The organism is Dolichospermum circinale AWQC131C (assembly GCF_000426905.1).
Classification (GTDB): domain Bacteria; phylum Cyanobacteriota; class Cyanobacteriia; order Cyanobacteriales; family Nostocaceae; genus Dolichospermum; species Dolichospermum circinale.
Window position 1 is genome coordinate 773 of the sequence record NZ_KE384610.1, and the last position, 18,799, is coordinate 19,571.

Genomic DNA, 18,799 nt, shown 5'->3' on the forward strand with positions numbered 1-18,799 from the left:
CTGTAATTGTATATAGTATGTTTGCAGAGGAATCAATTAATTCCGATTACCATTTAGCGTCAAGTTACACAAGTTACAATTTTTCTGCTCCCATTTCTCAAGTTAATGATGCTTCTATTGCCCCTCAAGCAGCAGTAAAATCATCGCCATTTGTTGTCTTACCAATAGGAATTAATATTGGTAAACGTAATGTTTTACAATCTGCCAGCGTTAAAGGTTATGAAGACGGAGAGAAAGCTGTTGATTTTCCTAATTGGTTAATTTCTTTTCAAGATATAATTACAGCCTTAAATTTGACCGTTAGTACCTTACCGAATGGAGAATTAGAAATAAAAGGAGTGGGTTTAATCAAACGTATTAAACTCAATGAATTAACCTCAGATCCAGAATTAGGTTTAGTTATATCTATCGCACAAATTGAGGAGTTATTGCAAGTTAAATCTCAATTTGATATTGAGGCTTATTCTATCATACTAGAACCACCTTGGTTAAATTTGAAAGGCAGAAAAAATCGCCAAAAAGAATCACAAGTAATTATAGAAGGTTTACCTATTGTTAAAAGTCATAATTTTACCTTCTCAACTATGGGTCAAAAAGTTAATATTAGTAGTAGAGAAAATAGCAAAGAATTAACTAATCAAGGTAATTTAAATCTTGTGGGTACAGTATTGAAAGGAAGTTGGTTTTCTCGAATTAATCAACCTAATTTATTGGACAGTACCACCTGGAAACTAGAAGAAGGACAATATTTAAACCGCAGTGATTTTCATGATTATGTAATTGGTTCTCAACCTACTTTTTGGACAGGTGAAACTAGGGGTGATTATTGGGGTTTAACGACCATTAAAAGATTTGGATTTAAAGCCGATAATCTCAATAATCGCGCATTTACTCCCTCTCAAAGCTTACAAACTTCTACAATTAATCGCATTATTGAAGGAGCAGCAAAACCGGGAACTTTGGTGCAATTAGTTTCTGGAAATGATAATCTTATTTTTGGAGAAATATTAGTTGATTCTTCAGGAATTTACCGTTTTGATAATGTTCCCATTAATGGTGAAAATTATCGAGTTTTACTTTATGCTAATGGACAATTAGCAAGTACACCCATAGAGAAAAAACCAATATTTCTGAATTTACCTGGACAATTAACTAAAGGAACATCAAGCCTAATTATATCTGGTGGTATGAACAGAGAAACGAGAAATAATGACTTTTTTGGCAACTTAAATAATGTTCGTGGAGGTATGGCTTATCGTCATGGAGTTACAGATTCTTTAACATTAGGAGCAGGAATCATTTATGATCAAAGTTTATTAGAATTAGGTGAGGTATTTTATCAACCTAATAATTTTCCTTTCAAATTGGCTATATCTGCTTTAAAAGTACCAGATAAATTCAAATATAATGCTAATCTAGAATTTAAACCATCTTCTCGGTTAAATCTGAATTTATCCAGTAATGAACAGTTTCAAAGTTTTAATTTTAATTGGAATACGGCTAAATTTTTAAATGTTACTAGTAGTGGTAGTAATCTCAATGGTATTATGAATTTAGGATTAAATGTAAATCAGAATATTGGTAAAATATCTACCTATTCAAGTCTGAAAATTGATAATAAAGGACAATTAGACTGGAATTCTAACCTGCGTTGGCGTAATTTGTCCGCTAGAGCTAGTCCCACTGGTATTGGCTTACAATTAAATTATGAAGGTTCTATTTTTAGTTTTTTCAAACTCCCTGAAAAAGAAAATTTAATTTTAAGTTATGAAACCAGCAATTCTAGCAACAAATATAATAATTTATTAACATTAAAATGGAAATATCAATCACCCTATATTAATCAACGTCGTCTCTGGGATTTTGATATCGGTTATGGTATCGGTTCTCAAGGTAGTGGTTTATTAGCTTCTGTTTCGACTTTTTTTATTCCCGGTTTATCTCTGCGTTTGCGTTATGATGGAATTTCTATGACATCAGATACAGCCTCTTATCGGCTGGAAATTGGTTCAGCAGTTAATTTCAGTCCTAATTTACGATTTGGAGACTCTCAATTTGAACGTTTACGCAGTGAGGGTGGTATATTTATTCAACCTTTTTTAGATAAGAATAATAACGGTATTAGAGATCAGAATGAAGAGATTTATACTCAGGATATGGAACTACTATTAATACTGAATAATAAAAAATTTAGTCCTAGTTTAGCAACTATTACAAAACAAGGTGTTTTATTTAAAGTTTTTCCGGGTATTTACCGTCTTGATTTAGATCCTGCTGGATATCCTCTAGACTGGAAACCGGCTCAACCTGCTTATGCTGTGGAAATAGTTGCAGGTAGTTATACAACTATTCCAGTTCCTTTTGTTGCTTCTTATACTATAGCAGGAACGGTAAAAGATGCTGAAGGAAAACCCATTGTTGGTGCTAAAGTTGAAGCTATTGATAATACTAAATCATCAGTTGCATCTATTACAAATAGTGCTCGTATTTTCTATTTGGAACAGTTGCGACAAGGAACTTATGAGCTAAAAGTTAATAACAAATCTGTTGAACCGCATAGAATTACAATTAATTCAGATTCTCCTACTTTGCAAGAATTAAATTTAAAATTACCTGAGGGGATGTTTTGAAAGTTGCTAGGACTTACGCAAGTGTCACACTGTGTTGGTTTACTCTAGGTTTTACCCCTATGGTAGCCTAGTGTCAATTAGCAGAATCAGGTTTCTGTTGTGTGGAACAACAGGTTAATATTAGTGTTGGGGTTAGGTTACCTGATATAAATTCCTATAACTGACTAATGAGTAAAACAATTGTTGTTAAAATCGGCACTTCTAGCTTAACCCAACCGGAAACAGGACAATTAGCCCTTTCTACCATTGCTACTTTAGCAGAAACTCTCTGTGATTTGAGACAACAGGGACATCGAGTAATTTTAGTTTCTTCCGGTGCTGTTGGGGTAGGTTGTGGGCGCTTAGGTTTAATGGAGCGTCCCAAAACTATCGCTTTAAAACAGGCTGTAGCGGCTGTCGGACAAGGCAGATTAATACGTATATATGATGATTTATTTAGTATAATACAACAGCCAATTGCCCAAGTATTATTAACGAGAGCAGATTTGGTACATCGTAGCCGCTATCTTAATGCTAATAACACTTTTCAAGAATTACTAAATTTAGGAGTAATTCCGATAGTCAATGAAAATGATACAGTAGCCGTAGAAGAATTAAAATTTGGTGATAATGATACCCTGTCTGCGTTGGTAGCTAGTTTAGTAGAAGCAGATTGGTTATTTTTATTAACGGATGTTGATAGATTATACTCTGCCGATCCTCGTTCTGTACCCGATGCTAAACCTATTAGCTTGGTTAGTAGTATGCAAGAACTGACAGATTTACAGATTCAAACCAGTGGCCAGGGTTCTCAATGGGGAACAGGAGGAATGATGACTAAAATTTCTGCGGCCAGAATTGCGATCGCTGCGGGTATCCGCACAGTCATTACCCAGGGGCGGTTTCCCCGGAATATTGCCAAAATTATGCAAGGAGAACTAATAGGAACACATTTTATACCTCAACCAGAACCAACTTCAGCCCGAAAACGTTGGATAGCTTACGGTCTAATTCCTAGTGGTAAATTATACTTAGATTCAGGAGCGATCGCTGCTATTACTAAAGGAGGAAAATCTCTATTAGCAGCGGGAATTAAAGCCCTAGAAGGAGAATTTGACAATCAAGCAGCGGTACAATTATGTGATAGTCATGGCTATGAAATTGCTAGGGGATTAGTGAATTATAATAGTCAGGAATTAGAGCAAATTTGCGGCCGACATTCACGGGACATTCCAGAAATTTTAGGTTATGCAGGGGTGGATACTGTGATTCACAGAGATAATTTAGTTTTGATTTAAGAATGTCTTTTGGCGGACTAAAGGTAATTTATCGAACCACAGAGGCACAGAGAACACGGAGGAATGAGGTTGAACAATGAGGTCGAATTCTGTTCCCTGTTATATGATCATCTTTTGACTTATTGTCAATTAAAATAGCAGATGTTCCTCTGTATTTAATATATTGTGAATCTACTCCGTTTAATCCCAATTTTTGATGATTCTGTTTCTAGCTGGGGTTTAGAAGCCCGATTATTACGCTGGCTAACATTAATGTGGATGTTTATTGGCTTAATTATCCTTTTTTCTGCTTCCTATCCCGTTGCGGATGATCGTCAAGGTGACGGTTTATATTATTTCAAACGTCAAATTCTTTGGGCTATAGCTGGTTTAATTATTTTCAAGATCATTGTTAATCTACCATTACGAAAAATTTTGGGGGTTTCTCATTGGTTTTTGATATTTTTCCTGCTGTTAATTTTCATGACATTAATTCCAGGATTAGGAAAAAAGGCTTTTGACGCTGCTAGGTGGATAGCTATTGGACCAATTCCTATCCAACCATCGGAATTAATTAAACCATTTTTAGTTTTACAAAGTGCAACACTTTTTGGTAAGTGGGAAAAACTCACCTGGGGAATTCGTTTGTCTTGGTTGGGTGTTTTTTGTCTTGTGCTTTTAGGAATTTTAGCCCAACCTAATTTAAGTACAACTGCACTTTGTGGAATGACAATTTGGTTTATTGCTTTAGCATCAGGAATACCATATAAATACCTGGGAGGAACAGCTTTAGGTGGTGTGCTATTAGCATTAATCAGCATTAGCATCAAGGAATATCAACGCAAACGTATTATGTCTTTTATGAATCCTTGGGCTGATGCTACCGGAGATGGTTATCAGTTGGTACAAAGTTTATTGGCTGTGGGTTCGGGTCAAACCTGGGGATCTGGATTTGGACTTTCTCAACAAAAGTTATTCTATTTACCAATTCAAGATACTGATTTTATCTTCGCAATTTTCTCCGAAGAATTTGGTTTTGTTGGCGGTATTTTATTATTACTAATGTTAGCAATATTTGCCACTTTAGGCTTAATTATCGCTCTCAAATCTAAAAATCTGATCTCCCAATTAGTCGCAATTGGTGTGGTATTTGTCATGGTTGGACAATCATTATTACATATTGGTGTAACTACAGGTGCTTTACCAACTACAGGTTTACCCCTACCTATGTTTAGTTATGGTGGTAATTCTATGATTGCTAGTTTACTATCTTCTGCTTTGTTAATTCGAGTAGCTAGGGAAGGTAGTGAAGCTGAAGTAGTTCCTTTACGAAAAACACAACGGGAAAATCGCTCAAGAAGGGGACTATTTTAAGTTTATTAATGTTAGATTTGTCAGATTCCTGATTTATTAAAAAATTGGGGAATCTGACTTTTCCCACATCCTCTGTGGAAATTATTGTATTAATATATACTTGTTAATCAGTACAAATAAAAAAACCCCCAAGGGGGGGACTGTAGGTTATTCGAGTGGAGTGAACAACTAAGTAATAAATACCTACAGTAAATAGAGTAACCCGAATAAAACGATCCAAATTACATCTACAAAGTGCCAGTAAATTTCCGCCGCTTCGATACCAAAGTGATTTTTATTACTGTAATGACCTGGAGTAAGCGATCGCCATAAAACTGCTACAATTGCCAAAACACCGATAGTAACGTGCAAACCGTGAAAACCGGTTAAAACATAAAAGGCACTAGCGAATAAATTAGTAGTCAGACCGAACTCTAAATGACTATATTCATAAACCTGACCCGCCAAAAAAACAGCGCCCATAAGTGCCGTAATTACCAACCACAGCCGCATTCCCTGAGTATCATTCTTTTTAATAGCAGTATCAGCATTGTGCATAACAAAACTACTAGCTATCAAAATAGAAGTATTCACAGTGGGTAACAACAATTCCAACTCTGGAGTTCCTGCTGGTGGCCAGACAGGAATAGTAGAACGGTAAGTCAGGTATGCACCAAACAAACCCATAAAAATCATACCCTCAGCCACCAAAAACATAAACAGACCAAACAAACGATGATCTGGGTGTGCTTCGTGACCAGAAACTGATTGATGATGATTTAACTCAGTATTAGTCGCCTCAATAATTTGACCTTGCATAAATTATTAAATTGGTAATGGGTAATAGGTTAAAAGTTTTTAGCGTTGCTCAACTCAGGTAAATCAAAAGACCCCATTTCTTACTCTCCGCGCCTTTGCGCCTCTGCGAGAAAAAATTCCTTTATTTAGCAACGCCAAATTTTCTCTTTAAAGTGCTGATTTAACTTGGGGAGTTAACACAGGTTCAGTTTCAACTCGTTGCTTACTCACCCCATAATCATAAGGGCCAGTAGTCAAAACCGGCAGAGTTTCAAAATTCTCGATACTAGGAGGGGAACTAGTCATCCATTCTAAAGTTAATGCTTGCCAGGGATTATTACCAGCTTTTTCCCCATAGAACCAACACCAAACAGCATTAATGATAAATGGCAAGGTAGAGACGGCCAATATATAAGATCCCCAGGTGCAGATTTCATTCAAAGCGGTGAATTTAGGATCATATTCAGCAATACGACGGTTCATACCCATTAATCCTAGTTTGTGCATGGGTAAGAAAGTCATGTTGAGACCAATCATGGTTAAAGCGAAATGCACTTGACCCCAAAATTCATTCATTTTCCGTCCCGTCATTTTCGGGAACCAGTGGTAAATGGCCGCGAAAATGCCTAACACACTACCACCGAATAAGACATAGTGGAGATGTGCCACTACAAAGTAAGTATCGTGAACGTGAATATCAAAAGGAACTGCGGCCAACATCACACCGCTAATACCACCAATCACAAAAGTTGCTAAAAAGCCAATGGCAAATAACATGGCGCTAGTAAAGCGGATTTTACCACCCCAAATAGTTGCCAACCAACCGAAAATTTTAATCCCAGTGGGTACAGCGATGATCATGGTAGTGATCATAAAAAACATCCGTAGCCAACCAGGGACACCGCTGGTAAACATATGGTGCGCCCAGACGATTAAACCTAAGAAACTGATAGCTAGGGACGAAAAAGCGATCGCTTTATAGCCAAAAATCGGTTTTCGGGCGTGAATTGGCAGAATTTCCGAAATTGCCCCAAAGAAAGGCAAAATCATGATGTAAACTGCTGGGTGGGAATAGAACCAGAACATATGTTGATAAACAACAGGATCACCTCCACCACTGGGGTTAAAAAACGTTGTTCCGGCCAACAAATCAAAACCCAGTAAAATCAAAGCTGCCGCTAATACAGGTGTAGATATTAATACTAGTGCAGAAGTTGCCACCATTGCCCAACAAAATAAGGGCATTTGATAGATACCCATGCTAGGAACTCGCATTTTCACAAGAGTGACGAGAAAATTAATCGCTCCCAAAATGGAAGAAGTTCCCAAAAGCAATACACTCATAATCCAAATACCCTCACCCACCTGGCCTGTTACCAAACTCAGGGGGGGGTAGGAAGTCCAACCGGCATCAGGGGCATCACCTACGGCTAAACTCGCAATTAGTAGGATACCTGCGGGGGGAACCATCCAAAAAGCCACAGCATTGAGGCGAGGAAATGCCATATCTCTGGCCCCAATCATCAGGGGAATTAAATAGTTAGCAAATCCTGCTCCTGTTGGCACAATCCACAGGAAAATCATGATTGTGGCATGGAGTGTAAACAGGCTGTTGTAGATTTCTGGCGTGACAAAATCTACTTCTGGAGTGCGTAATTCTGTACGCACTAAATCAGCCATTACGCCGCCAATGCAGTAAAAAATAAACGAAGTGACTAAGTATTGAATCCCAATCACCTTATGATCTGTACTAAAACCAAAAAAGTCTCGCCAATGCCTTTCTTTATGTTCTTCAGTATGATTGTGATCGGTTTCTTGTAATTGTGCTTGTGTCATATTTTAAAGAAGTTAAATGGGCGATGAAAACCACCTCTACACAGTCGAAACCCAGATAAGTAGGTTAGCGTTAAAAATTGTCGTGATGACAAGGGAACTCTTAACTGGGAAGAGGTTTTGGGCAACTTTACTTTTCTTTACTTGTGTCGGTTTTTGCCGTTTACCTACTTAGTACGTGGGTTAAATTACTTAATTTTTCATTATTCGCTGTATTTTGTAATTCCCTACTTAATTTGATGCAAAATTTCTGAATTAATGCCCATATTCTGAGTATAAGGAGAAAGGAATTTATCAGCAGTCATAGCCACCGCTTCATTGGGTATATTCTTACTGGCAATTAATTGTTCTTGCAGCCATTGATCAAAAGCCTCCTGTGTCTCTACCACCACTGGACTTTTCATGACCCCGTGATAAGGTCCACACAATTCAGCACAAATTAAATTATATTCACCCGTTTTTGAGGGAGTAAAACGCAAATTTGTTTGTCTACCAGGAATAGCATCCTGTTTAAGCCGAAATTCAGGAATCCAAAACGCGTGGATGACATCATTAGCTGTCAAGTTAATTTCTACAGTTTTACCAATAGGTAAATGTAGTTCACCGGTTGTCACTTCCGTGGCTGGATAGGTGAATAACCAAGCATATTGGAGTCCAGTCACATTGACAACTAATTCCGCTGGTTTAGTAACCGTATCGGAATTATCATCTAATTGTGCTACTTGTACAGATGCTTCCTTTAAGGTAGCGGCCATAGCCGTTCCCGGCATATTCATGGATTCTTCCATCATGGGTGCTGCATGGGCTGAATGGGGATCAAAACCGCCCATGTTATTGTATACATCAAAACTGTAGACAGAAATACCGATAACGATAATTGCGGGGATCGCAGTCCAGAGGATTTCCAGAGGCACATTACCTTCAATTGCTGGACCATCTTCATTGTCACCAGCACGACGACGATATCTAACAACGGCGTAAATTAAAACACCTTCAACAATCAAAAATATGCCTGTAGAAACAGTCATCATGGCATTGAATAGACCATCTACCAAGGGGGCTTCATCGGAGGCCGCTGTAGGCAACAGACCGTGATTTTGACCGTACCAGAGACTTGTGAGGGTGAGGACAATGCCAATGAGTAATGTCCAGATTGTACTTGGAATTTTCATGGCGGATTTTTTATCAATTAACTAATTTATCTTAAAGTTACTTCAACCTTGAGTTACACACCACGCCCTAATGAACCACAAAGACGCGAAGATCACGAAAGAGAAAGGCTTTGGGAGATATTTGGCGTAGGTTTTGTTCACTGACAAAAGTGACCCCACTTACTAAGGTAATGCAGGGTATGAGATATAGTATGCGCTGGTCTGAAATCTTTATTAATTTTTTGGATTAGGATCACAATTTTGAGTACAAGGGAGATAAGTTATCCGTCCCCAGATTAAATGGCAATTTAGCCGAAAAATTCGCAGAAATTCCCATTTATCAATGTTTCTACCCAGTGGAATCCTAACTTTTTTCCCCCTCCTTCCCTGTTCCTATCTACAAAACAGCACAAAATCTTACAGCTAAAACTAGCTAAAGTGATCCAAAGTATAAGGGAAAGCCGATTTCTACATTCTGACCTATAGGTTAGGGTGAAGGGAGATTGGCACTAAATCAAAATACAAAATTTCCCACTCTTCAAAGCACAAGCAGTCTCAAGGTATTGTTAATGAACGAATTTGTCTTAGAACCACAAAATCAAGCGGCAAAAGTTAGACAACAGCCCCAGGACATGATTCGTCGCTTGGTGTGGAAAATCTGCATAGCCACCCTAATTTTGATGGCTATAGGCAGCGCCACCCGCGTCATGAATGCTGGCCTTGCTTGTCCTGACTGGCCTTTATGCTATGGGGAGTTAGTTCCAGCCCAGCAAATGAATCTCCAGGTGTTTTTGGAGTGGTTTCATCGTCTAGATGCGGCTTTAATTGGCTTTAGTGCGATCGCCCTTTGTAGTTTATCTTGGTGGCATCGTTCTTCTTTACCCAAGTGGCTACCTTGGGCTTCTACATTCGCCTTATTTTTAATTGTCTTCCAAGGGATTTTGGGAGGACTGACTGTAACTGAATTGTTGCGGTTTGATATCGTTACTGCCCATTTGGGAACAGCACTGCTATTTTTCACCACTTTGTTAATTATCGGTACAAGTCTGGCCTCTTATCAAGGAACGGGAACAGTAGGTAAGTTACCCATGCTGGGTTTAACTGCTGCTATTTGTGTCTATTTACAAAGTCTACTCGGCGCTTTAGTGGGTTCTCGCTGGGCTTTACACCAGTGTTTGGCAGGTGAACAACTTTGTGATGTCATGTATAGCCATATTTTTGGCTTAGTACCCCCAACTATAGCTACTTTGGCGGTGGTATTGATTTCTTGGCGCACACCAGCACTACATCCTGTTTTGCGGAAACTGGCCAATATGGCGGGTGGTTTGTTGATTTTACAACTTTTATTGGGTGTGGCTACCTTCCGCTTACATTTACAAGTTGAACCTCTCACTGTTTCTCACCAAGCTATTGGTGCAACTTTACTCGGTACTTTGGTGGTATTTACAGTTTTATCACTGCGGGATTCATTTACTCCCACTCACAGCCCAAATCCATAAAGCCACATCTTCATATTGCTACCACAAAGCGCTTTGCTGACCAGTTCTTGAAAAATAAGGAAAAGGCCCAACATGATTGAGACTAATGTCTCTCGTCGTCAGCACGACACATTTCTCCAAGTCGTTCACAGTTACTACCAGTTAACTAAACCCCGAATTATCCCCCTGCTATTAATCACTACTGCTGGAAGTATGTGGATAGCTGCCCAAGGAGAGGTAGATCCTTGGTTGTTAATTATTACCATGATTGGTGGGACTTTGGCCGCAGCCAGCGCCCAAACCATTAACTGTATCTATGACCGAGATATAGATTATGATATGGAGCGCACACGCCACCGTCCCCTGCCTTCTGGTAAGGTACAACCCCGTGATGCTTTCATTTTTGCCATCGTTCTGGCTGTACTGTCTTTTACTCTCCTCACCGTATTCGCCAATCTCCTAGCCGCATTTTTAGCCTTCTCTGGCATCATCTTCTATGTTTTAGTCTATACTCACTGGCTCAAACGTCATAGCACTCAAAATATCGTCATTGGTGGTGCTGCCGGGGCAATTCCCGCTTTGGTTGGTTGGGCTGCGGTGACAGATACTTTAAGTTGGGCAGCTTGGTTAATTTTTGCCATTGTCTTTTTGTGGACACCTCCCCATTTCTGGGCTTTGGCTTTAATGATTCGTGATGATTACGCTAAGGTAGGGATACCAATGTTACCTGTGGTGGCTGGGGATCAAGCCACGGTACGACAAATTTGGTTTTATACGGTAATTACTGTCACTGCTACTATATTGCTGTTTTATCCCTTACACGCCAGTGGCATTGTCTATGCTGTTATTGCCTTGACTTTAGGCGGTGTATTTGTCCATAAGTCTTGGCGTTTATTGCAAAATCCCGCAGATAAAACCATAGCGCGGGAGTTATTTTTATACTCCATTTCCTACATGATGCTGTTGTGTTTAGGAATGGTGGTAGACAGTTTACCTGTGACTCATCATCTGCTAACTATAGTGCTGCATTACTTACACTTGTAGAAACTTTTGATCTAAACTTGTTTACAAGTGTGCTATGGTCAAAATTGAGAACATGACCAAAATAGGGGTAATTAATGAATTACCCCTAAAAAATTAATTATATATTTGAAAATTTGAAAAAATATGAATCAACCTATTTTGCAATTTATAGAAAGTCGAAATTATAAAAACTTATCCTTATCTCAGCCAGTAGAATTAGAAAAACTCAATATTTTTATAGGTTCTAATGGTTCAGGTAAAAGCAATTTTATCAGTTGTTTGAAATTTTTGAAAGACTGTTTAACTACAATCCCTGATGAAAGTCGTGGAGTAAGTAGTTTTGAAGATGCAGTTAGTAAAATGGGGGCTGATAGAATTTTAGATAATACTGTAGAAAGTCCTGCTGTTATCAATTTTGCATATTGTTTTTCACAACTATCATCAAATGAACAATTTCCCGAAAAATCTAGCACCATGCTAACTTTAAACCTATTTGTTGATAGGAAGAAAAATAAAGTAAGTCTTACTCAAGAGTTTTTATGTAGTGGACAAGATTTAAATGAATTGGAACCACCACCTTTTTACTATTATAAATTTCACTTTAAAGAAGTTGGCAAAGGGTTTGTATCATCAGTTTATAATATACCTGAACAAAATACAGATATACAATATCAAAGAGTAAAGAATATACCTACTAATGCTTTAGGTTTGACTATACTGCCCAGATTACTAGAAAATAGCCAATGTTCACCGGAAAATACACCTGCTTACAGAACGAGAAGAGATTTAGTTGAATTTATTTCCCAATGGCAATTTTATAATGCCAATAATATGGAATTAAATCAAATTAGAACCTCAGAACCAAAAATTGGCGGTAGTGATATTTATTTATCTACATCAGGAGATAATTTACCTTTAGTTTTAGAAAATTTAATTCAGCAAGATATAGATTTTGAAGATAGTATTAACCAAGCAATGAAATCTATTTTACCTAAAACTCGTCGTCTTCGTCCTATCCGTTCAGGTCGCTTATCATTAACTGTAGAATGGTATTTTGAAGATACTAAAGAACCATTTTATTTAAGTGAAATGTCAGATGGAACTGTAAGAATGTTATGTTGGGCAACTATATTACATTCACCTTTACTACCTTCATTGTTAGTCATTGATGAACCAGAATTAGGTTTGCACGTTTCATGGATGTCAATTTTAGCAGAATGGATAAAACAAGCATCAAGAAAAACCCAAATAATTATTACCACACATAGTCCTGATTTATTAGATCATTTTACAGATTGTTTAGAGAATGTTTATTGTTTTTACTCGGAAGATAAAACCCATTTTTCTATGAAAACACTTTCTCAAGAAATCCTGGATGAAAAACTGAAAGAAGGTTGGGAACTAGGTGATTTGTACCGAGTTGGTGATCCTATTATTGGAGGATGGCCGTGGTAGTATGGGTTTTTGCTGGTGGTGGTGAAACTGAAGTTAGAGGACTAATTCCTTTTTTAGAAAAAAATTTTCCCAGTTGCAAGTTTGAACGCAAAACACCAGTGCTTCAAAAACCAGGACCCAAACCGGGGAAAGCAAGTGGTTATGGTAAAACAGGTAAAAGTTTAATTGCTCAAATTAGTAAAGAACTACCGATTACTCTAAAAAATGAACCAAATAAATGTGACTTAATTTTAGTGTTTGACGATTTAGATTGTCGAGATCCAATTGCAGAAAGAGAAAAGTTTTTAGCAGTTATATCGAAAATACCTGAATGTGCTGATATAGAAAAATTTGTTGGTTTTGCTGCACCTGAATTAGAATCTTGGATTATTGCAGATTGGGATAATACCATAGCTAAACATCCAGATTTTCGTAGTAGACATGAACGGATGCGTTGGTGGTTAAGTACACAAAGAAATATTCCTTTTGATAATCCTGAATCATTTAGTGAATATGACCCAACAAGAGATTGCTGTCAAGAAAAGCTATCAGAATCATTAATCGAATCAAGCATCCTGAAAGAATTTGATAGTAGTTATTCACGATTCTCTAAAAGGTCACATACTCCCTTACTTTTATTAAAAATAAGACCTGATGAAGTGCAAAGAAAATGCCCTTTGTTTCGGGAAATGTATAATTATCTTAGGAAATTACAAAAAACCTAGATTTGTAGGGGTTTAGCAGTGCTAAACCCCTACCCGCAGAATCAAATGATTCAGCAGTGCTGAGTATATGAAGCGATCGCCAAATATAAATAAAATATAAATAATTGTGAAGCACCCACATTTCGCAGGAATTTTGGGAATTATCCACAACCCAATAATAACAAGGCTTTCAGCCAATGATACACAATTATACATATTAGTAACCTGCTGAATAAAATATTTTAATTATATTTACTTATACTAAATGTAGGTAAAAAATTTTTTACCCCTAATTTATTATCAGAATATCTTAATATTAAAATATTAATTAATATAAATATCTTATCATTCATTTCAATTTCTTGACATTAATACATATTCTATGATAATAAGTTCTATTTGGAAGGGTTAACCAGAATCCCCACATCAATGGTCTATTGTTCGGATTTAGCCCTAAAAATGCTACTAATATCACTCTCCTCAGTACACTAACCACCTAGAGATTAACTAATAGTTACTCATTAACCCATTAACTTGTGTCATGGTAATTGGATATCTAATATTGTTGATATAGATATCCAAAATTTTAGCCTGTGCTAAAATCAGCATACCGGCACGACGCAGGTGATGGGAAAAATGCCATGTTTGAACGCTTCACAGAAAAAGCCATTAAGGTAATCATGCTGGCCCAAGAAGAGGCCCGCCGTTTAGGTCACAACTTTGTCGGAACTGAGCAGATCCTCTTGGGTCTGATTGGCGAAGGTACAGGGGTGGCCGCTAAGGTGCTGAAATCAATGGGAGTTAATCTCAAAGATGCTCGCATTGAAGTTGAAAAAATCATAGGACGGGGTTCAGGCTTTGTCGCCGTAGAAATTCCGTTTACGCCACGGGCAAAACGGGTTTTAGAACTATCCTTGGAAGAAGCACGCCAATTGGGGCATAACTACATTGGTACCGAGCATCTGCTGTTGGGCCTGATCCGCGAAGGTGAAGGTGTGGCAGCTAGGGTGCTAGAAAACCTGGGTGTAGATTTGACCAAGGTGAGAACCCAAGTGATTCGGATGTTGGGAGAAACGGCGGAAGTTACGCCGGGTGGCCCCTCTAGTCGCACTAAAACCCCAACTCTCGATGAGTTTGGCTCAAACCTGACCCAAATGGCCATAGATAACAAGCTCGATCCTGTGGTGGGACGCGCCAAGGAAATTGAGCGGGTAATCCAAATTTTGGGTCGCCGGACGAAAAATAATCCCGTGTTGATAGGGGAACCAGGTGTTGGTAAAACCGCTATCGCCGAAGGTTTAGCTTCACGTATCGCCAGCAAGGATATCCCCGATATCCTGGAAGATAAGCGTGTAGTCACTCTTGATATTGGTCTGCTGGTAGCAGGAACTAAATATCGCGGTGAATTTGAAGAACGTCTGAAAAAAATTATGGATGAAATCCGCTCGGCGGGTAATGTCATCCTAGTTATTGACGAAGTTCACACTCTCATCGGTGCGGGCGCGGCGGAAGGGGCGATTGATGCGGCGAATATCCTCAAGCCAGCTTTGGCGCGAGGTGAATTACAATGTATCGGCGCGACTACTTTGGATGAGTACCGCAAGCACATTGAACGGGATGCAGCGTTGGAAAGACGCTTCCAGCCTGTGATGGTGGGTGAGCCAAGCGTTGATGAGACAATAGAAATTTTATATGGTTTGCGCGATCGCTATGAAGCACACCACAAGCTGAAAATATCCGATGAAGCATTGGTGGCGGCGGCTAAGTTGTCTGATCGTTACATTAGCGATCGCTATTTGCCAGATAAAGCCATTGATTTGGTGGATGAAGCCGGCTCACGGGTGCGCTTAATTAACTCCCAACTGCCCCCAGCAGCTAAGGAATTAGACAAGGAACTACGGCAAATCTTAAAAGAAAAAGATGATGCAGTCCGTTCTCAGGACTTTGATCGGGCGGGGGAATTGCGCGATCGGGAAATGGAAATCAAGGCGGAAATCCGCACTATTGCCCAAACTAAGAGTAACGGCTCTAGTGGTGACGGTATTGAACCCGTAGTTACAGAAGAAGACATTGCTCACATTGTCGCTTCCTGGACTGGTGTACCAGTTAACAAACTCACTGAATCTGAGTCCGAGAAGTTGCTACACATGGAAGATACCTTACATCAGCGCCTCATCGGTCAAGATGACGCTGTGAAGGCTGTTTCCCGCGCTATTCGTCGCGCTCGTGTCGGTTTAAAAAATCCTAATCGGCCGATCGCTAGTTTTGTCTTCTCAGGTCCAACTGGGGTGGGTAAAACTGAATTGGCGAAGTCCCTAGCCTCTTATTTCTTCGGTTCAGAAGAAGCGATGATTCGCTTAGATATGTCCGAATACATGGAGCGTCACACCGTCAGTAAGTTGATCGGTTCACCTCCTGGTTATGTCGGTTACAACGAAGGTGGTCAGTTAACAGAAGCTGTCCGTCGTCGTCCTTACACCGTGGTGTTATTCGATGAAATCGAAAAAGCCCACCCCGATGTCTTCAATATGCTTTTGCAAATTTTGGAAGATGGGCGTTTAACTGACGCGAAAGGTCGCACAGTGGACTTTAAGAACACTTTGCTGATTTTAACTTCCAATATTGGTTCTAAGGTCATTGAAAAAGGCGGTAGCGGTATTGGTTTCGATTTTGCTGAAGATGCTAACGAATCTCAGTACAACCGCATTCGTTCTTTAGTGAATGAGGAACTGAAGAATTACTTCCGTCCTGAGTTCTTGAACCGGTTAGATGAAATTATCGTCTTCCGTCAGTTGAATAAGGCTGAAGTCACGGAAATCGCCGATATCATGCTCAAGGAAGTGTTTGGTCGCTTGACGGAAAAAGGCATTGTCTTAGAAGTTACAGACCGCTTCAAAGACCGCCTAATTCAAGAGGGTTACAGCCCCAGCTACGGTGCAAGACCATTACGTCGGGCAATTATGCGCTTGTTGGAAGATAGTTTGGCGGAAGAAATTCTGTCTGGACGCATCAAAGATGGCGATACTGCTCTTGTTGACGTTGATGAAAATGGTGTTGTGCAAGTTAGTTCTCAACCGCGTCGGGAGTTGTTAACTCCTGGTGTTGAGTTGTAGTTAGGTTTTTTAGTTGTTAATTAAACGGTGGAGGATTTCGGTTCTCTGCCGTTTTTTTTGTTTATGTTCACATCAATAAATCATCAGTAAGTGTAGTTTAGCTCAAAAATGAGGTTAAATTAATTCACTAGCTATTTATGAATGATGTGAAATCTCAAGGATGTAAATAATGTGGGTTGAAAGCATAACTCTTAGTAATATCAAGTGCTTTCGAGAAGAAAAAATTCTCTTTACTCGGAATGGTGTAACTGGTAAAACAGCAAAACATTACTCTTGGATTACGTTACTCGGTGAAAATGGAGTAGGAAAGAGTACACTACTTCAAGCATTGGCACTACTTTTAGCAGGACCTGAAGCCGCAAAAGAACTACTTCCCCGTCCTACAGGTTGGGTTAGTGACTCTTCTCAACCTGGAAAAATCAATGCTGTATTGCATCAAGATGAGGGAGATACAGGTGTTTATGGTTCAAAAAAAATAACTACAACGTTTTCTTATTCATATTTTATTACTGGTGACACACCCACAACTATTAAAATTGGTAAAGAGCAAAAAGAAACTTATACTGAACCTGCATTAATTGAAGAATATTCAAGATTGTTAAGTTGGTTACGAACTAATGCTTTTGCTTCCAATACTAAAGGATGGTTTGCAGTAGGTTATGGTGCTTTCCGTAGGCTAACCCGTATTAGTCAAAGAATGTTACCAAGTTTAGATACTCCAAAACGTTCTAGTAATTTTATTACACAGTTTGATGAAGATAGAGCAATCAGTTCATTTGAGCAGTGGATGGTTCACCTAGATTTTCGTATTGCTAAAGGTGATCAGGAAGCAATTAAGATGCGGGAAATAGGGGTAAAAGTTATTGAAAGTTTGCTTCCGGGAAATGCCAAAATTGCTGAAGTCACTACTGATGGTCAAATCAAATTTTTGGTTAATGGTCGCAAAGTACCAACTATTGGTTTGTCAGATGGTTATCGTAGCGTTATCGCTTTAGCAGGAGATTTAATTTGGCGATTAATGCAAGCATTTCCTGATTTAGAAGATCCTACCCAGGCTTCAGGTGTGGTTTTAATTGATGAATTAGATATTCATTTACATCCATATTGGCAAAGACAAATTGCTGGTTGGTTGCGAAATATTTTTCCCCATCTGCAATTTGTTATTGCTACTCATAGTCCACTGATAGCTGCTGGTGGAGGAGAAGATGCGCTAACTTTGCGTTTAGAATTGGTAGATGGTGAAGTACAAGTAAAACAAGTTGATAATATTGCTGCTTATGATGCTGATTATATCCTGAGAAGTCCAGCTTTTGGTTTAGAGTCTACTCATTCACCTGCTACACAAGATAAAATAAAACGGTTTTATGAATTAGATAGAAATAGATACAATCTCGCAGAAAAAGATCAGCAAGAATATGATGAACTTAGGAAATTTATGCAAACAGCACAGCCAATTGGTGGACCACCAAAACCTGGTAGTTTAGAGGCTAGAACTAAAGCTTTTTTGGAGGAGAATCTACCTTGATTTCTGTATCTAGACCGAGTGAACCACCAAAAGTTTTAAAACGAAATGGTAATAAATGGTTACACAAATTACAACAAGCTCTAGCTAATTTAGAAACTTTAAAAAATCAACCAATAATCAATCAAAAAGAATTAGCACAAGCAGAAAACGAAGTTGAAAAAACTAGAAATAAATACAAAAATAAAGATATAAAAGAAGCCTTAGAAACCATATTTCATGGTAAGTGTGCTTATTGTGAAAGTAAAGTTACTACAACAGGATATGGAGATATTGAACACTTTTGTCCAAAAAGCAAATCAAGGTGTATTGACTTAACTTTTGAATGGACTAATCTTCTTCTATCATGCGAAAAATGTAATGATGCTGGACATAAAGGTACAAAATTTCCATTAGATGCATTGGAAGATGAGTATGAACCGGTTGAAGGTATGCTTTTAGCCAGAAGTGTTGAATGTTAAGATTTTGAGGATTGTGTCCAAGTTGTGCATTGGTATTGGTGAT

13 protein-coding genes are annotated in these 18,799 nt (G+C 38.6%); 10 read left to right on the plus strand and 3 right to left on the minus strand.

The genetic code is table 11. The annotated features are described in order from the left end of the window. From ACIR131C_RS0110415 to ACIR131C_RS0110425, 3 genes are all read left to right on the plus strand, one after another. Positions 1 to 2,630: carboxypeptidase-like regulatory domain-containing protein (locus ACIR131C_RS0110415; protein ID WP_231395443.1), on the plus strand; the 2,630-nt coding region annotated here is incomplete at its 5' end. Between the two features lie 167 nt (positions 2,631 to 2,797). Then, on the plus strand, positions 2,798 to 3,907 hold the full coding sequence (proB, locus tag ACIR131C_RS0110420; protein ID WP_028090141.1) for a glutamate 5-kinase: 1,110 nt from the start codon (positions 2,798 to 2,800) through the stop codon (positions 3,905 to 3,907). A 165-nt stretch (positions 3,908 to 4,072) separates the two neighbouring features. After that, the gene (locus tag ACIR131C_RS0110425) at positions 4,073 to 5,260 is read left to right on the plus strand and encodes an FtsW/RodA/SpoVE family cell cycle protein (protein WP_028090142.1); all 1,188 of its coding nucleotides are present in this window, start codon (positions 4,073 to 4,075) and stop codon (positions 5,258 to 5,260) included. 183 nt (positions 5,261 to 5,443) lie between these two features. Here ACIR131C_RS0110425 and ACIR131C_RS0110430 read toward each other — a convergent pair whose 3' ends face one another. The 3 genes from ACIR131C_RS0110430 to ACIR131C_RS0110440 all read right to left on the minus strand — a co-directional run bounded on the left by ACIR131C_RS0110430 (position 5,444) and on the right by ACIR131C_RS0110440 (position 9,042). Beyond that, the gene (locus tag ACIR131C_RS0110430; RefSeq protein WP_028090143.1) at positions 5,444 to 6,058 is read right to left on the minus strand and encodes a cytochrome c oxidase subunit 3; all 615 of its coding nucleotides are present in this window, start codon (positions 6,056 to 6,058) and stop codon (positions 5,444 to 5,446) included. A gap of 147 nt (positions 6,059 to 6,205) precedes the next feature. Next, the gene (ctaD, locus tag ACIR131C_RS0110435) at positions 6,206 to 7,873 is read right to left on the minus strand and encodes a cytochrome c oxidase subunit I (RefSeq protein ID WP_028090144.1); all 1,668 of its coding nucleotides are present in this window, start codon (positions 7,871 to 7,873) and stop codon (positions 6,206 to 6,208) included. Between the two features lie 224 nt (positions 7,874 to 8,097). Continuing rightward, positions 8,098 to 9,042: a cytochrome c oxidase subunit II gene (locus ACIR131C_RS0110440; RefSeq protein WP_028090145.1), complete on the minus strand. Its 945-nt coding sequence runs from the start codon at positions 9,040 to 9,042 to the stop codon at positions 8,098 to 8,100. Positions 9,043 to 9,590: 548 nt separating this feature from the next. Between ACIR131C_RS0110440 and ACIR131C_RS22460 the strand changes: the two genes are divergently transcribed. The 7 genes from ACIR131C_RS22460 to ACIR131C_RS25490 all read left to right on the plus strand — a co-directional run bounded on the left by ACIR131C_RS22460 (position 9,591) and on the right by ACIR131C_RS25490 (position 18,756). Continuing rightward, on the plus strand, positions 9,591 to 10,520 hold the full coding sequence (locus ACIR131C_RS22460; protein WP_035371832.1) for a COX15/CtaA family protein: 930 nt from the start codon (positions 9,591 to 9,593) through the stop codon (positions 10,518 to 10,520). Between the two features lie 72 nt (positions 10,521 to 10,592). After that, entirely contained in the window at positions 10,593 to 11,543 is a 951-nt protein-coding gene (locus tag ACIR131C_RS0110450; protein WP_028090146.1) for a heme o synthase, read from the plus strand. Positions 11,544 to 11,666: 123 nt separating this feature from the next. Then, positions 11,667 to 12,977 carry an AAA family ATPase gene (locus ACIR131C_RS0110455; RefSeq protein ID WP_028090147.1) on the plus strand — a complete coding sequence of 437 codons (1,311 nt, stop codon included), beginning with the start codon at positions 11,667 to 11,669 and terminating at the stop codon, positions 12,975 to 12,977. Then, on the plus strand, positions 12,971 to 13,681 hold the full coding sequence (locus tag ACIR131C_RS0110460; RefSeq protein ID WP_196811753.1) for a hypothetical protein: 711 nt from the start codon (positions 12,971 to 12,973) through the stop codon (positions 13,679 to 13,681). The genes ACIR131C_RS0110455 and ACIR131C_RS0110460 overlap by 7 nt, the downstream gene beginning before the upstream one ends. 620 nt (positions 13,682 to 14,301) lie before the next feature. After that, complete coding sequence (locus ACIR131C_RS0110465; RefSeq protein WP_028090149.1) at positions 14,302 to 16,773, plus strand: ATP-dependent Clp protease ATP-binding subunit; 2,472 nt, start codon at positions 14,302 to 14,304, stop codon at positions 16,771 to 16,773. A 169-nt stretch (positions 16,774 to 16,942) separates the two neighbouring features. Beyond that, positions 16,943 to 18,298, plus strand: coding sequence for an AAA family ATPase (locus ACIR131C_RS0110470; RefSeq protein WP_028090150.1), 1,356 nt, complete (start codon positions 16,943 to 16,945; stop codon positions 18,296 to 18,298). After that, entirely contained in the window at positions 18,295 to 18,756 is a 462-nt protein-coding gene (locus ACIR131C_RS25490; RefSeq protein WP_051347533.1) for an HNH endonuclease family protein, read from the plus strand. The genes ACIR131C_RS0110470 and ACIR131C_RS25490 overlap by 4 nt, the downstream gene beginning before the upstream one ends. The last annotated feature ends 43 nt before the right edge of the window (positions 18,757 to 18,799 follow it).

Coding starts and splice junctions, on each gene's coding strand:
- ctaD (WP_028090144.1), bottom strand. CDS start 7,873: ATGACACAAGCACAATTACAAGAAACCGATCACAATCATACTGAAGAA.
- ACIR131C_RS0110450 (WP_028090146.1), top strand. CDS start 10,593: ATGATTGAGACTAATGTCTCTCGTCGTCAGCACGACACATTTCTCCAA.
- ACIR131C_RS0110470 (WP_028090150.1), top strand. CDS start 16,943: ATGTGGGTTGAAAGCATAACTCTTAGTAATATCAAGTGCTTTCGAGAA.
- ACIR131C_RS22460 (WP_035371832.1), top strand. CDS start 9,591: ATGAACGAATTTGTCTTAGAACCACAAAATCAAGCGGCAAAAGTTAGA.
- ACIR131C_RS0110465 (WP_028090149.1), top strand. CDS start 14,302: ATGTTTGAACGCTTCACAGAAAAAGCCATTAAGGTAATCATGCTGGCC.
- ACIR131C_RS0110440 (WP_028090145.1), bottom strand. CDS start 9,042: ATGAAAATTCCAAGTACAATCTGGACATTACTCATTGGCATTGTCCTC.
- ACIR131C_RS0110430 (WP_028090143.1), bottom strand. CDS start 6,058: ATGCAAGGTCAAATTATTGAGGCGACTAATACTGAGTTAAATCATCAT.
- ACIR131C_RS0110455 (WP_028090147.1), top strand. CDS start 11,667: ATGAATCAACCTATTTTGCAATTTATAGAAAGTCGAAATTATAAAAAC.
- proB (WP_028090141.1), top strand. CDS start 2,798: ATGAGTAAAACAATTGTTGTTAAAATCGGCACTTCTAGCTTAACCCAA.